Origin of the sequence: Anoxybacillus sp. ST70 (assembly GCF_019553625.1) — a bacterium.
GTDB lineage: Bacteria > Bacillota > Bacilli > Bacillales > Anoxybacillaceae > Anoxybacillus > Anoxybacillus gonensis.
This window is the reverse complement of the sequence record NZ_JAHZOF010000001.1, coordinates 549393-563587: the sequence shown is the minus strand read 5'-3', so window position 1 is coordinate 563587 and position 14195 is coordinate 549393. Positions and strand designations below refer to the sequence as shown.

Annotated in this window: 15 protein-coding genes and 1 riboswitch; all 15 genes read left to right on the top strand. The window is 45.1% G+C overall.

The genetic code is table 11. The features are described 5' to 3' along the window. Positions 1 to 7: 7 nt before the first annotated feature. The 15 genes from K1I43_RS02940 to cobM all read left to right on the top strand — a co-directional run bounded on the left by K1I43_RS02940 (position 8) and on the right by cobM (position 14195). Positions 8 to 2329, top strand: a complete 2322-nt coding sequence (locus K1I43_RS02940; protein ID WP_019417911.1) for a glycoside hydrolase family 31 protein — start codon at positions 8 to 10, stop codon at positions 2327 to 2329. Between the two features lie 17 nt (positions 2330 to 2346). Further along, complete coding sequence (locus tag K1I43_RS02935) at positions 2347 to 3381, top strand: LacI family DNA-binding transcriptional regulator (protein ID WP_019417910.1); 1035 nt, start codon at positions 2347 to 2349, stop codon at positions 3379 to 3381. Between the two features lie 83 nt (positions 3382 to 3464). Beyond that, a riboswitch (cobalamin riboswitch) is annotated at positions 3465 to 3646 on the top strand. 157 nt (positions 3647 to 3803) lie between these two features. Further along, positions 3804 to 4166 (top strand): (2Fe-2S) ferredoxin domain-containing protein, encoded by a 363-nt coding sequence (locus tag K1I43_RS02930; protein WP_019417908.1) that lies wholly within the window; start codon positions 3804 to 3806, stop codon positions 4164 to 4166. 17 nt (positions 4167 to 4183) lie between these two features. After that, complete coding sequence (locus tag K1I43_RS02925; protein WP_033383458.1) at positions 4184 to 4912, top strand: energy-coupling factor ABC transporter permease; 729 nt, start codon at positions 4184 to 4186, stop codon at positions 4910 to 4912. After that, complete coding sequence (locus tag K1I43_RS02920) at positions 4909 to 5178, top strand: energy-coupling factor ABC transporter substrate-binding protein (RefSeq protein ID WP_019417906.1); 270 nt, start codon at positions 4909 to 4911, stop codon at positions 5176 to 5178. The genes K1I43_RS02925 and K1I43_RS02920 overlap by 4 nt, the downstream gene beginning before the upstream one ends. Further along, positions 5171 to 5893 (top strand): CbiQ family ECF transporter T component, encoded by a 723-nt coding sequence (locus K1I43_RS02915; RefSeq protein WP_019417905.1) that lies wholly within the window; start codon positions 5171 to 5173, stop codon positions 5891 to 5893. Before K1I43_RS02920 ends, K1I43_RS02915 begins: the two co-directional genes overlap by 8 nt. Beyond that, positions 5877 to 6656 (top strand): energy-coupling factor ABC transporter ATP-binding protein, encoded by a 780-nt coding sequence (locus K1I43_RS02910; protein WP_026011729.1) that lies wholly within the window; start codon positions 5877 to 5879, stop codon positions 6654 to 6656. The genes K1I43_RS02915 and K1I43_RS02910 overlap by 17 nt, the downstream gene beginning before the upstream one ends. A 6-nt stretch (positions 6657 to 6662) precedes the next feature. Further along, on the top strand, positions 6663 to 8183 hold the full coding sequence (cobJ, locus tag K1I43_RS02905; RefSeq protein WP_116052114.1) for a precorrin-3B C(17)-methyltransferase: 1521 nt from the start codon (positions 6663 to 6665) through the stop codon (positions 8181 to 8183). 5 nt (positions 8184 to 8188) lie between these two features. Further along, complete coding sequence (locus tag K1I43_RS02900; RefSeq protein WP_026011727.1) at positions 8189 to 9013, top strand: sirohydrochlorin chelatase; 825 nt, start codon at positions 8189 to 8191, stop codon at positions 9011 to 9013. Between the two features lie 10 nt (positions 9014 to 9023). Then, positions 9024 to 9800: a precorrin-6A reductase gene (gene cobK / locus K1I43_RS02895; RefSeq protein ID WP_019417903.1), complete on the top strand. Its 777-nt coding sequence runs from the start codon at positions 9024 to 9026 to the stop codon at positions 9798 to 9800. Further along, positions 9801 to 10448, top strand: coding sequence for a precorrin-8X methylmutase (locus tag K1I43_RS02890; RefSeq protein ID WP_019417902.1), 648 nt, complete (start codon positions 9801 to 9803; stop codon positions 10446 to 10448). A gap of 2 nt (positions 10449 to 10450) precedes the next feature. Then, on the top strand, positions 10451 to 11563 hold the full coding sequence (locus K1I43_RS02885; protein WP_019417901.1) for a cobalt-precorrin-5B (C(1))-methyltransferase: 1113 nt from the start codon (positions 10451 to 10453) through the stop codon (positions 11561 to 11563). Beyond that, a complete protein-coding gene (gene cbiE / locus K1I43_RS02880) occupies positions 11529 to 12740 on the top strand; it encodes a precorrin-6y C5,15-methyltransferase (decarboxylating) subunit CbiE (RefSeq protein ID WP_220382605.1) in 1212 nt (403 codons plus the stop codon). The genes K1I43_RS02885 and cbiE overlap by 35 nt, the downstream gene beginning before the upstream one ends. After that, on the top strand, positions 12730 to 13431 hold the full coding sequence (cobI, locus tag K1I43_RS02875) for a precorrin-2 C(20)-methyltransferase (protein ID WP_026011726.1): 702 nt from the start codon (positions 12730 to 12732) through the stop codon (positions 13429 to 13431). Before cbiE ends, cobI begins: the two co-directional genes overlap by 11 nt. Continuing rightward, on the top strand, positions 13428 to 14195 hold the full coding sequence (cobM, locus tag K1I43_RS02870; RefSeq protein ID WP_019417898.1) for a precorrin-4 C(11)-methyltransferase: 768 nt from the start codon (positions 13428 to 13430) through the stop codon (positions 14193 to 14195). The genes cobI and cobM overlap by 4 nt, the downstream gene beginning before the upstream one ends.

Below are 14195 nucleotides of genomic sequence, written 5' to 3'. Positions count from 1 at the left end.
AGAGAGCATGCTAGAAGATACAAGTTTTGCGATTCGGCCGGTCGATCAGACGGATGAAGCGGAAAGATGGCAACCGATTGGACATGTGCAAAAAATTGAAGGAAAAAAGCAAATATTTGCATTTACGTGCGAGCGGGCATCGGGTAAAATACATTTTTATCGTGATGATATCGTTCGAGTGACGATCGATCCGTTCGCTCAAAAGTACGTCTCTGTCAGTCCTGCGGTCGTCGCAACGCCAGAAAAAGTGGACGTGCGCGTTCGTGAAGAAGAAAACGGTTGGACACTACAGACGAAACAGCTGACGGTCATCATCGAGCGAAGTCCGTTTCGTTTAGCGATATACGATCAGGAAGGGACGCTTCTTGTTCGCGACGTACAACCTGTATGTTTTGAAGCGAAAGGGCGCATGCGTTGTACACATGCGCTCGCTCCGACAGATGTCGTATACGGTTTAGGAGAGAAAACGGGTGTATTAAATAAGCGTGGCGAAGTATGGACGATGTGGAATACAGACGTGTATGCGCCACACAATTTAGAAACAGATCCGCTATATCAATCACATCCGTACATGATGGTGTTAAAAAACGGACATGCGCACGGCATCTTTTTTGACCATACGTATAAAACGACGTTTGATTTACGTCATGAATCGTTTTACACATTTACATCAGATGGGGGAGCGCTCGATTATTATGTGTTTGCTGGGCCGCATCCGAAAGATGTGTTAACGCAATATACGCACCTCATTGGTCGCATGCCGCTGCCGCCTAAATGGGTGCTTGGGTATCATCAATCGCGTTATAGTTATGAAACGGAACAAGAAGTGCGCGAATTAATTCATACGTTTCGCACGAAACAAATTCCGCTTGATGCGGTGTATTTAGATATTCATTATATGGATGAGTATCGTGTGTTTACATTTGATCAAAAACGATTTCCACATCCGCAATCGCTCGTTCAATATGCGAAAGAACAAGGGGTTCATATCGTTCCGATTGTAGATCCGGGCGTGAAAGTCGATGCGGAATACGAGACGTATCGCGATGGGGTGCAAAAAGATTATTTTTGTAAATATGCAGATGGAACGTTATACAAAGGAGACGTTTGGCCGGGGACGAGCGTGTTCCCAGACTTTTTAAAGAAAAAAGTGCGAAAGTGGTGGGGGGAACAACACGCGTTTTATACAAACATCGGCATAGAAGGGATTTGGAACGATATGAATGAGCCGTCCGTGTTTAATGAAACGAAAACGATCGACGAACACGTTGTTCATGACGGCTGGAAAACGCATCGTCAAGTGCATAACGTATATGGCATGATGATGACAGAGGCGACATATCACGGATTGAAAAAGCAATTGAAAGGAAAACGTCCGTTCGTATTGACGCGCGCAGGGTTTTCCGGCATTCATCGCTATGCAGCGGTATGGACGGGCGATAACCGCAGTTTTTGGGAACATGTTGAGCTTTCGTTGCCGATGTGTTTAAACTTAAGTGTGTCCGCTGTTGCATTTTGCGGGGCGGATGTCGGTGGCTTTGCGCATGATACGAATGGGGAGTTGCTCGTTCGTTGGACGCAAGTCGGCGCCTTTTTCCCATATTTTCGCAACCATTGTGCGATCGGTTTTGCGCGGCAAGAACCGTGGGCATTTGGGGAACGGTATGAACAAATGATTAAACGATATATTGAATTGCGTTATGAATGGCTTCCACATTTATATACGTTATGTTTTGAAGCGCATAAAACAGGTGTGCCGATGATGCGTCCGCTCATGATGGAATATCCGAACGATGAAGAAACGTGGAATATATCGGATCAGTTTATGGTCGGGGAACAAGTGATGGTCGCACCGATCGTTCGCCCATATACGAAACATCGCATCGTTTATTTTCCAGAAGGACGCTGGATCGATTATTGGACGAAAGAGCGATTTGAAGGTGGACGAAGATACATCGTTGAAGCCCCGCTTGATCGTTTGCCAATATACGTGAAGGAAGGGGCAATGATTGCTCACGCGAAAGTGAAGCCATCGACGTTCATTGAGGATGAACAGTTGACGTTATATGTGTATACAATGAAGGAAGGAACATCGATATATACGCTTTACGATGATGACGGTACGACGTTTGCGTATGAAAAAGGCGAATATGTACACATGCATATTCGTGCGACGTTTTTGGATGATACCGTTCATTTCGAAGTAGAAACAGAAGGGGCGTACGAACCAACTTGGCAGTTGCGTGTCGTGTTCGTTGGAGACGTACCGTTAACGGTTGTTGTAAACGGTGAACAACGAGCGGTAGAGGAAGCGGCAATTGTTTTGTAAGAGATGGGGGATTTTTTATGACAGTAACAATTAAAGATGTAGCGAAGCGAGCGAATGTCGCACCATCGACTGTTTCACGTGTCATCGCAGATAGCCCGCGCATTAGCGAGAAAACGAAGAAAAAAGTGCGCGAGGCGATGAAAGAGCTTGGCTATCATCCGAATTTTATCGCGCGCAGCTTAGCAAATAAGTCGACGCAAGTCATCGGCTTAATTATGCCAAGCTCAGCGGATAAGGCGTTTCAAAACCCGTTTTTCCCAGAAGTCATTCGCGGCATCAGTAAAGCGGTGCACGATCGTCAATATGCGCTGCAGTTATCGACGGGGGAAACGGAAGCGGAAATTTACGATGGCGTCGTGCATATGGTACAAGGAAAGCGCGTCGATGGAGTCATTTTGCTGTATTCGCGTGCGAACGATAAAATTATGGCGTATTTGCAAAAAGAAGACGTGCCGTTTGTCGTCATCGGGAAACCGCATAAAAAAGCGGAGGAAATTACACATGTCGATAACGATAACGTGCGCGCGGCGCGCGAGGCGACAGAATATTTAATTGAACTCGGTCATGAGCGCATCGCTTTTGTCGGCGGAAACGTCAATCTCATTGTGACGATGGATCGTTTGCGCGGATATGAAAAAGCGTTAAAATCGGCAGGGCTGACGTATCGAAAAGATTACATTGTACATGAAGAGTTTTTAAAAGAAGGCGGACAAGAGGCGATGAAAGAGCTGCTTTCACTCGCTGAGCCGCCAACTGCGCTCGTTGTCGCCGACGATTTAATGGCGCTCGGTGTCTTAAATACGCTTGCAGAAATGGGCTTAAGCGTGCCAACGGATTTATCGATCGTCAGCTTTAACAACGTCCTTTTATCGGAAATTTCCCGTCCGCCGTTAACGTCGGTAGACATTAACATTTTCCAACTTGGCTTTGAAGCGGCAAGAAATTTAATACAACAAATCGAAAATCCGAATGAGCCGATTAAACGAATTATCATTCCACATACGCTCGTGAAACGATTTTCGTGCGATTACTACAAAGCGCCTTCTGAATAAGAAGGTGCTTTTTTCGTAAACAGGATAGGCAAGAAGAAAAAAATGGTGTATCATATGATTAACATCATGTTCTTTGAAAACGCATATACGATGAGCAAGTACGGTGCATACAAACGTATGCTGAAAAGGGAAGAACGGTGCAAAGCCGTCGCGGTACCCGCCACTGTGATGGGGAGTTTCGTTGCAACGTGCCACTGATTTTTTGGGAAGGCGCAGCGAAATGATGAACCTAAGCCAGGAGACCTGCCTGCTTGCGATACGTCGGCTGCCTACGGGAATATAGGTAGACGTGCGGGAACGATGGACGTTATAGCGATGATGTATGCTTAGATGGCGTATGCTCTATTTTTTGAATCTTTCGTTTTTTCTGCACCTCTGCCTAGGGGTGCTTTTTTTATTTTTGATAAAAGGAGCGAAGATATATGGCGACGTGGAATTTGCAAGGAACGAAGCATCATGTGCTCATTTGCAACGGAGGGAGCTGCATGCGAAAGGGAGGAGAGGAGGTGACGCAAGCCATTCGTGATGAAATTGATCAACTTCAACTACATGCCGACGTGCATACGACGCGAACGAGGTGCAATGGTCGCTGTGAAGATGCGTGTGTTGTTATCGTGTATCCAGAAGGTGTTTGGTATCGTACGATCGATGAGCACGTTGCACGGGACATTGTCCGAAAACATATACGTGATGGCGACATGTTATGTGATTACGTGACGTACACATATGATGAAAATTTTAAGATGCCGAAATATAGTCAGGCGACAAGGGGGAAAGAAAAGTGAGAAAAAAAACATGGTGGATGACGATTTGTATTGCTGTGTACATTCTTTTCGCCCTTTCTCCATCTGCATATGCGATGCATATTATGGAAGGATTTTTACCTTGGCATTGGGCGCTCGTTTGGTGGTTACTCTTTTTGCCATTTTTCTTTGTTGGCATGCGCCATGTTTCACATTTGATGAAACAAAAGCCGGAGGTGAAACTACTTCTTGCGTTCGCGACGGCGTTTACATTCGTTCTCTCGGCATTAAAAATTCCATCGGTGACGGGAAGTAGCTCGCATCCGACTGGGACAGGACTTGGTGCGCTTTTATTTGGACCGTTTATTATGACGGTCATCGGTACAGCAGTGCTATTATTTCAAGCGCTTTTGCTGGCGCATGGAGGTTTGACGACGCTAGGGGCGAATGCTTTTTCTATGGCTGTTGTTGGTCCGCTCGTTGCGTACGGTTTGTTTGTTATATGTAAAAAGTGTGGAATATCCGTGCGTATATCCGTCTTTTTAGCAGCGATGATGGCTGATTTGGCAACATACGTTATGACGTCGTTTCAGCTCGCCCTAGCATTTCCAGATGTGACAAGCGGCGTATGGGGCGCATTTTTGAAATTCGCTTCCATTTTTGCACTGACACAAGTTCCGCTTGCGATTACGGAAGGACTTCTTACCGTTGTTGTATGGAACTTTTTGCATACGTACTCGAAGCGAGAGTTAGATGTGTTAGAGGAGAGAGGAGTGTTTTTTAAATGAGCAATCGTCTATTGTTGTTCATTGCCGCTCTGTTGATCGTGCTGCCGCTATTTATTGTGAAAAATACAGAGTTCGCTGGGGCTGATACGCTTGCAGAAGAAATGATTCAACAAATCGCTCCGCATTATGAACCGTGGTTTGATGTTTTATTTGAGCCGCCAGGCGGTGAGGTGGAAACGTTGCTATTTTCATTACAAGCAGCGCTTGGTGCTGGAGTCATTGGATATATTATCGGGCTATATAAAGGGCGAAAGCGAAATGGTTAGTTGGCTTGATGAATGGGCTTACCGAAACGAGCTTGCTAAACTAAATATCACTTTTAAACTGACGCTGACATTTGTCTGGCTCATATGGGCATTATGTGGAACGAATGTCGTTCGCTGTATCATCGTCGTTTGGTTGTTTAGTTGGCTTCTTTATCATGCGCGCTTGCCTTGGCGTGTTTGTGTTCGCTTTTTTGTCATCATCGTGCTTGTCGTGATCGGAAGTTGTGTTCCGCTTCTTTTTACGGTTGATCAGACGATTCATTTTGTCAGCGAAAATATGGCGGAAGCGGCGACGATTTGCTTGCGAGCATTGGCAAGTTCATTTGCCCTCTTTTTTCTCGCAATCACAACACCATTTTTTCGCATTGTCCATGGGTTAAGCAGGTGGCACGTCCCTAAAGCATTTATTGAGCTACTGTTATTGACGTATCGCTTCATTTTCGTGTTAGAAAAAGCAGCGATGCAATTGTTTATGACGGTGCGAATAAAAAATGGTGAACGAAGTTGGCGCCTCGCGTCGCTTGCGGTGGCACAACTGTTTCGCCAAGCGATGCGCGACTACGAAGCGACGATCATTGCACAAGCGGCGCGGAACGTATCGTTTATTTTTCCGATTTGTGGGGACGAACAATTGCCGCGCAAATATGTGATTGAAGCGTGTGTATGGTTTGTTGTTTTACTTATGATGGAGGTCTTATATGTTAACGTTTCATGATGTTCATTATACGTACCGAAACGGCGTATCCGCATTAAAAGGTGTATCGCTTACGATTGAGCGTGGGAAAAAATATGCGTTAATTGGGAAAAACGGTTGTGGAAAAACGACATGGCTCCTTCATGCAAACGGCATTTACCGTCCGACGAAAGGAGACGTATATTGGGAAGGCAAAAAGGTAGCAGATCGGCGTCAGCGATATGATTTGCGCCAGCATGTCGGCGTCGTTTTTCAAAACCCAGAACACCAATTTTTAGCTCCGACCATTGAAGAAGAATTAGCGATTAGTTTGCAATCAAATCGCGAGCGGATGAATGAAGTGATAGAGCAGTTTTCACTTCAACAATGGAGAGATATACCGATTCATCATTTAAGTCTTGGACAAAAAAAATGGTTATCGCTTGCGGTAGCCATAGCTCCGCACCCTCGCTTACTTATTGTCGATGAGCCGTCTGCTTATTTAGATTGTTCACAAAGCGAGCGCTTAGTGAGCAAATTAAATGAGTTGCACGAAGCAGGCACGACGCTTGTCGTCATTACACATGATCTCGATTTTGTTTGGCAGTGGGCGGACGAAGTATTTGTCATGCATGACGGACGCATCGTTTTGCACGGAACACCTGCCTTTGTATTTACACAAACGAATATATTTCGTGAACTTCATTTCCCATTACCGCTTCTTTTACGCATATGGGAGTATGAGAAGAAAACGTATACTGAACAACAATTCGCGCAATGGATTGAACGATGGAAAAAGGGGTGAAGATGTATGGCGGGAAAACTGTTTGTTGTTGGCTTTGGACCGGGAAGTGTTGATCATATGACAAAACGGGCGCGTGAAGCGATAGAGGAAAGCGACGTCATTGTCGGATACAAAACGTATGTTGATTTAGTAATGGATCTCATTCATGGAAAAGAAGTCATTTGTACCGGAATGACGGAAGAAGTCAGTAGAGCTCAAGAGGCGATCAAGCAAGCGGAGCGCGGCAAAAAGGTAGCTGTCATTTCAAGCGGAGATGCAGGACTTTATGGGATGGCGGGGCTCGTTTATGAAGTGTTAATTGAAAAAGGATGGAAAAAAGAAACAGGAGTCGAGGTAGAAATTATTCCAGGTATTTCAGCGATTCATTCTTGCGCTGCTTTGTTAGGAGCACCGATTATGCACGATGCATGTACGATTAGTTTAAGCGATCATTTAACTCCGTGGCATATGATCGCGAAAAGAATTGAGGCGGCGGCTGCAGCGGATTTTGTCATTGCGCTATACAATCCAAAAAGTGGTCGACGTACACAACAAATTGTTGAAGCGCAGCGCATTTTATTAACGTATCGCTCACCAAATACGCCGGTTGGACTTGTCAAAAGCGCGTATCGCGAGCGACAACATGTCGTTATTACAAATTTAGGAGATATGTTACAGCACGAGATTGGCATGTTGACGACGGTCATTATCGGAAACTCTTCTACGTTTATCCATGATGGTTTGATTATTACTCCGCGTGGTTACGAACGGAAATATACGCTATCAAGTGCCGTTCAACCGTTAAAGCCGCATGAACGGTTACGGCCAGAAGCGGAGCCATGGGCGCTAGCGAACGTGCGCACATTAGCGGAAGAAGCGTGTGAAAAAGTGACGTCTCCAAAAAAGATGGAACGGTTAGAAGTAGCCATTAGCCCGGGAGTGGCAAATAAAACGTTGACACCACAACAAATGACGAATATTGCGCGCATCGTTGGAGAACGAGGAACGATTGTGTATACTCCGGATCATTATTTAAAGGTGACAATGGAAACAGAGCGACCAGATGAGGTCATTGCATCTTTTTTAGCCGCAGGGTTAACGGTTGCGCCAGTTGGGGATGTACTTGTGTTGAAGGCGTGCGATTTTTGCGACGGGGAGAAAAAAGATGCCATTCCTTATGCAGAACAGTTGTACAAGCAATTTGGAGGGATGTCTTTACCAAAAGAGTTACGTCTCGGATTTAATGGGTGCGGCATGGCGTGTTACGGTGCAGTCAATGAAGATATTGGCATCGTTTATCGAAAAGGGGCGTTTGATTTATTTTTAGGAGGAAAAACAGTGGGAAGAAACGCTCATCCGGGTCAGCTTGTTGCAGAAGGCATTCATCCAGATGACATTGTTGCCACGATTGCACGCATTATTGAGCAATACAAAGAAGAAGGATATGCAAACGAACGTTTCCATAAATTTTTTGAACGAAAAAAAGAAGTCGGCAGCTTTGTTTACGGACAAACAAAGAAAGTAGAGCCGGCTGCATGTGGGGAGTGAAAAAAATGAAAGCTGTTTTGTTTGTTGGACACGGAAGTCGCGATGAAGAGGGGAACGAACAAGTTCGCCAGTTTGTACAAACGATCCGTCCGCAAATCGATGAAACGTTTTATGTGCATACATGTTTTTTAGAGTTTGGTGTTCCATCGGTTATTGACGGCATTGCTCATTGTGTGGAACAAGGGGCGAAAGATATCGTCATCATTCCAATTATTTTGCTACCGGCCGGTCATTCGAAATTACATATTCCGGCGGCCATTGACGAAGCGAAACAACGCTATCCGTACGTTTCTTTTACGTATGGACGACCGCTTGGCATTCACGATGCAACGTTTACTATTTTACAAGATCGTTTAAAAGAAGCAAAAGTTGCTTTAGATGAGCATACAGCGATCATTTTACTTGGGCGCGGTGGGAGCGATCCAGACGCCAATAGCGATTTATATAAAATTGCTCGTTTATTTTGGGAGCGAAATAAACAAGCAATCGTTGAACCAGCGTTTATGGGCGTCACAAATCCGTCATTAGATGAGGCTGTTGTAAGATGTACGAAGCTCGGAGCAAAAAAAATCGTTGTTTTACCTTATTTTTTATTTACAGGCGTGCTTATTAAGCGATTAGAAAAGAAAGTTTCCGAGTTTCAAAGCATGTATCCGAACATGTCATTTGTTCTGGCGCATTATTTTGGCTTTCATCCGTCGCTACAAACGATTGTGCTCGATCGGTTACAAGAAGCTATCGGTGATTTCGTGCCAATGAATTGCGATACGTGTCAATATCGCATTCATGTCGCCGAACACCATCATCACCATCATCATCACGAACATTGAGGTGAAACGAATGATTATGATGTTATCTGGAACGAGCGATGCCCGCCAATTGGCATTAGCGATTCGCGACGCTGGGCACGATGTGTTTGCCACAGTAGTGACAGAGCATGCAGCAGAACAAATGGCACATGTCGGATTGCGCGCGCATGTCGGGCGTTTAACAGCGTATGAAATGGTTCAGCTTATCCAGCAACATGGAGTGATCGCCGTCGTTGATGCGAGCCATCCGTTTGCGGAAGAAGCGTCGCGCCAAGCGATGAAAGCAGCAGAAGAAGCAAATGTTCCGTACATTCGTTATGAACGAAAAGAAAGCGTCATTACGTACGATCGCGTCACATTTGTTGACAGTTATGAAGTCGCAGCACAGTATGCAGCAAATAAAAAAGGGGTGGTGATGCTGACGACGGGCAGTAAAACGTTGCCGATTTTTGCACATACGTTGCTCCCGCTTCCTGATGTTCGTTTAATTGCCCGAATGTTGCCGCGAAAAGACAATATGGAATTGTGTGAACGATTGCGCTTTCCACAAGAAAACATTATCGCGATGCAAGGTCCATTTACGAAACAATTGGATATCGCTTTGATGCAACATTTCGGTGTGACGCTTCTTGTGACGAAAGAAAGTGGACGAGTGGGATTTGTCGATGAAAAAATTGCAGCAGCGAAACAACTTGGCATCGAAACGGTCGTCATCAGACGTCCGAAACTTTCTTATCCCGTCGTTTACCATGAATTTTCTGACGTCATTTGCGCGTTAGAAGAAATAAAAAAGAAAGGAGAAAAATAAATGGACTTTCGAACAACGTTTCGTCCGATAACGGTGCAACCAGAACAAATTGAACAAAAAAGCTTTCAAATCATTGATGAAGAAATCGGAGAACACTCGTTTACAAGCGAACAATATGCGGTTGTTCAGCGTATTATTCATGCGAGCGCTGATTTTGAATTAGGGAAAAGTTTATTGTTTCATCCACGTGCGATTGAAGCAGGTGTTTCTGCGATTCGCGCAGGAAAAAAAGTCGTCGCTGATGTACAAATGGTGCAAGTTGGAATTAATAAAGCGCGTCTTGAAAAATATGGTGGGAGTGTGCACGTGTATATTTCTGATGATGATGTCATGAAAGAAGCGAAGCGATTAAACACGACGCGGGCAATTGTTGCGATGCGCAAAGCTGTGAAGGAGGCGGATGGAGGGATATTTGCGATCGGGAATGCGCCGACAGCACTTCTTGAGCTGATTCGCCTTGTGAAAGAAGGGGAAGCGCGCCCAGGGCTTATTATCGGTTTACCGGTCGGCTTTGTTTCGGCAGCGGAATCGAAAGAGGAATTAGCGAAACTTGACGTGCCGTTTATTACGAACGTTGGAAGAAAAGGGGGGAGCACGGTTACGGTTGCCGCTTTAAATGCCTTGTCTATTTTAGCGGAGCGAGAATAAGTATGGAGAAAGAAAAATTGCGCGAAGGATATACAACTGGTGCATGTGCAACGGCTGCGACAAAAGCGGCGTTATGTGCGCTCATTACTGGGAGGAAACAAACAGAAGCGACAATTATGTTGCCGATTGGGCGGGAAGTCACTTTCCCGATCGTTTCTTGTGAAATTGAGAAAGATCGGGCGAGCGCGACCGTGGTGAAAGATGGAGGAGACGACCCTGATGTGACGCACGGTGCTTCCATTGTTGCGACGGTTTGCTGGACGGAAGAAGGGATTCATATTGATGGAGGAGAAGGCGTCGGAAGAGCAACGAAACCGGGATTGCCTATTCCAGTTGGCGAAGCAGCGATTAATCCCGTACCGCGTCAAATGATGACCGACGTCGTCCGTCATTTACTGACCGAGCACCGTTTAACACGTGGGGTACGCATTATCATTTCCGTTCCAAATGGAGAGGAAATAGCGAAAAAAACGTTAAACGCTCGGCTTGGCATCGTTGGTGGCATTTCTATTTTAGGAACTCGCGGCATCGTCGTTCCGTTTTCCACGTCTGCGTACCGAGCAAGTATTGTACGCGCGCTCGAAGTGGCAGTTGCTTGTGGCTGTGATCACGTTGTTGTCACGACAGGGGGAAGAAGCGAAACGTATGCGATGAAACAATATCCTCATTTGAAAGAAGAAGCATTTATTGAAATGGGCGATTTTGTTGGATTTACGTTGAAACAATGTAAAAGGCTGCGGATTCAAACGGTGTCGCTCGTTGGGATGATGGGGAAATTTTCAAAAGTCGCCCAAGGCATCATGATGGTTCATTCTAAAAGTGCGCCTGTTGACTTTCAGTTTTTAGCAGATGTCGCGAAGCAAGCGGGTGCTCCGAAGCCCCTCATTGAAGCGGTGAAACAAGCGAATACTGCGTCACAAGTTGGAGATATGATGTACGAAGCAGGATATTTATCGTTTTTCGATTTGTTATGTGATTATTGTTGTCAACATGCGTTGCGTGAAGTGAACGGCGGAATGGTCATTGAAACGACGCTTTATACGTTAAAAGGACAACGGTTAGGAAGGGCGGTACGAAACGATGGAGCGAATGAAATTAATCGGAATTGGAGCTGATGGAAGAGATTCTCTTCCTTCGTTGTATGAACGATGGATTCATGAAAGCGAGCGGCTTGTTGGCGGGGAAAGGCAACTATCTTTTTTTCCGCACTACAAGTGGGAAAAAATCGTTATCCGAAGCAACTTATCATCGCTTGTCGAAACGCTTGTAAACGAGCCGAAAAAAACGGTCATTTTAGCATCCGGTGATCCGTTATTTTACGGAATCGGTAGTTATTTAGCGAAAAAAGTTCCGATTGAAGTATATCCATCTGTCAGTTCTCTCCAATGGGCGTTTGCGAAAATGGGAGAAAGCTGGCACGATGCATATGTCGTTAGTTTGCACGGACGTTCGATAAAAGGGCTTGCTCAGCGTATAGATGGAAAAGAAAAAGTAGCCATTTTAACAGATGAAACGAACGATCCGCGTGCGATTGCTTCATATCTTTTAGAATATGGGATGACAGAATATGAGGCGTTTGTTGGGGAGAACCTTGGGGGAGAAAACGAACGCTGTCGATTCATGACGTTAGAAGAGATGAAAGATGGCATGTTCGCTTCCTTAAATATTGTTGTTTTACGACGTGTCCATCAAGGGCCGAGTTGGACGTTTGGTATAGAGGATGAAGAGTTTTTTCAGCGGAAACCAGAAAAAGGGCTCATTACGAAAAAAGAAGTACGCATCTTAAGCTTGCAAGCGCTTTGCCTTCATGAAAAAAGCGTCGTATGGGATATCGGTACGTGTACAGGATCGGTAGCGATTGAAGCGGCAAAAATGGCTCGTGAAGGAGCCGTATTTGCGATTGAGAAAAACGCTCATGACATAGAAATATGTCAGAAAAATATGAAAAAGTTTCGTGCGGATTTTACACTTGTTCACGGTCGAGCGCCAGAACAATTAGAGCAGTTTCCTGATCCGGATGCCGTCTTTATTGGAGGGACGGCAGGAAGTTTACGGGATATTGTTGCGGTTTGTTGTACGCGTTTAAAACAAGGGGGGCGCATCGTCGTGAATGCGGTGACGATTGAAACGTTATATGAAGCGATGGAAGCGTTTCGTCAATATGGGTATCATGCCGATATTTTGCTTGCCCAATTTTCACGAAGCAAACCGATTTTACAGTTAACGCGTTTTGATGCGTTAAATCCAATTTATATCATTTCAGCACGAAAGGATGAAAAAAATGATCGGTAAGTTATATGGTATAGGCGTTGGTCCAGGCGACCCTGAACTGTTGACTGTAAAAGCGTTTCGGCGTTTAAAAGAAGCAGATGTCATCGCCTATCCGAAAAAGACAAACGGCAGTAAAAGTTACGCGCAACAAATTGTAGAGGCATATTTTTCTCCGTCCGAAAAGCATATGCTTGGCCTCGTTTTTCCGATGACAAAAGATGAAAACGTACTGCGTGAAAAGTGGGATGAAACGGTAGATGCTGTATGGAAACATTTGTGTGAAGGAAAACATGTTGCATTCGTGACGGAAGGAGATCCGCTTTTATATAGCACGTGTATTCATTTTATGCGCACGATGCAAATGAAATATTCGGATGTATCGATCGAAATCGTTCCTGGTGTTTCTTCTATCAATGGAGCGGCAGCACGGTTGCAACTGCCGCTAGCTGATGGGGATGAGACGATTGCGATCGTTCCTGCACGCGATGATTATGATGCGATGAAAAAAGCGATCGAAGCACACGATTGTGTCATTTTTTTAAAAGTCGCGAAAGTGATGCCCCTTCTTTTATCGATTTTAAAAGAGATGAACTTAACAAAAAAAGCGGCAGTTGTGACGAAAGTGACGTCACATGAAGAAGTGCGATGGGACATCGAGCAATTAGAACATGTGTCGTTGCCATATTTAACGTTGATGGTGGTGAGAAAATGAAACTATACATTGTTGGAGCTGGTCCGGGAGCGAGCGATTTAATTACTGTCAGAGGAATGAAGTTGTTGCAGCGAGCGGATGCGATTTTTTATACCGATTCACTCGTCAATGAAGAGCTGCTTACATATGCGAAAACAGAAGCGCGTATTTTTCGTACTTCTGGTATGCATTTGCAACAAATCGTTTCACTCATGCGTGAAGAAGTGCAAAAAGGACACGTTGTCGTACGACTTCATACAGGCGATCCGTCGATTTATGGAGCGACGATGGAGCAAATCGCTCTTTTGAAAAAAGAAGGAATCGACGTGGAAATTGTACCAGGAGTCAGTTCAGCATTTGCTGCTGCCGCTGCGGCACAAGTGGAGTTGACGGTGCCGAACTTAACGCAAACGGTTATTTTTACGCGTGCGGAAGGAAGAACGCCTGTACCAGAAAAAGAACAACTTGCCTCTCTTGCGAAACATCATTGTACGATTGCCCTGTTTTTAAGTGCCACGTTAACGAAAAAAATAACGGCTGCTCTTCTTGAAGCGGGATGGAGCGATCAAACGCCTGTCGTAGTTGTATATAAGGCGACGTGGCCGGACGAAAAAATTGTACGTACAACGGTTGGCATGCTTCATGACGATATGCAACGTCACGGCATTCGCCAACATGCTCTTATTTTAGCAGGTTGGGCCCTTTCGAATGAGCTAGATGAATCGTATCGCTCGAAATTGTATGACGAAACATTTACGCACGGCTATCGCAAGGGAGGAAAGTAA

Coding starts and splice junctions, on each gene's coding strand:
- K1I43_RS02940 (WP_019417911.1), top strand. CDS start 8: ATGCTAGAAGATACAAGTTTTGCGATTCGGCCGGTCGATCAGACGGAT.
- K1I43_RS02935 (WP_019417910.1), top strand. CDS start 2,347: ATGACAGTAACAATTAAAGATGTAGCGAAGCGAGCGAATGTCGCACCA.
- K1I43_RS02930 (WP_019417908.1), top strand. CDS start 3,804: ATGGCGACGTGGAATTTGCAAGGAACGAAGCATCATGTGCTCATTTGC.
- K1I43_RS02925 (WP_033383458.1), top strand. CDS start 4,184: ATGACGATTTGTATTGCTGTGTACATTCTTTTCGCCCTTTCTCCATCT.
- K1I43_RS02920 (WP_019417906.1), top strand. CDS start 4,909: ATGAGCAATCGTCTATTGTTGTTCATTGCCGCTCTGTTGATCGTGCTG.
- K1I43_RS02915 (WP_019417905.1), top strand. CDS start 5,171: ATGGTTAGTTGGCTTGATGAATGGGCTTACCGAAACGAGCTTGCTAAA.
- K1I43_RS02910 (WP_026011729.1), top strand. CDS start 5,877: ATGTTAACGTTTCATGATGTTCATTATACGTACCGAAACGGCGTATCC.
- cobJ (WP_116052114.1), top strand. CDS start 6,663: ATGGCGGGAAAACTGTTTGTTGTTGGCTTTGGACCGGGAAGTGTTGAT.
- K1I43_RS02900 (WP_026011727.1), top strand. CDS start 8,189: ATGAAAGCTGTTTTGTTTGTTGGACACGGAAGTCGCGATGAAGAGGGG.
- cobK (WP_019417903.1), top strand. CDS start 9,024: ATGATTATGATGTTATCTGGAACGAGCGATGCCCGCCAATTGGCATTA.
- K1I43_RS02890 (WP_019417902.1), top strand. CDS start 9,801: ATGGACTTTCGAACAACGTTTCGTCCGATAACGGTGCAACCAGAACAA.
- K1I43_RS02885 (WP_019417901.1), top strand. CDS start 10,451: ATGGAGAAAGAAAAATTGCGCGAAGGATATACAACTGGTGCATGTGCA.
- cbiE (WP_220382605.1), top strand. CDS start 11,529: ATGGAGCGAATGAAATTAATCGGAATTGGAGCTGATGGAAGAGATTCT.
- cobI (WP_026011726.1), top strand. CDS start 12,730: ATGATCGGTAAGTTATATGGTATAGGCGTTGGTCCAGGCGACCCTGAA.
- cobM (WP_019417898.1), top strand. CDS start 13,428: ATGAAACTATACATTGTTGGAGCTGGTCCGGGAGCGAGCGATTTAATT.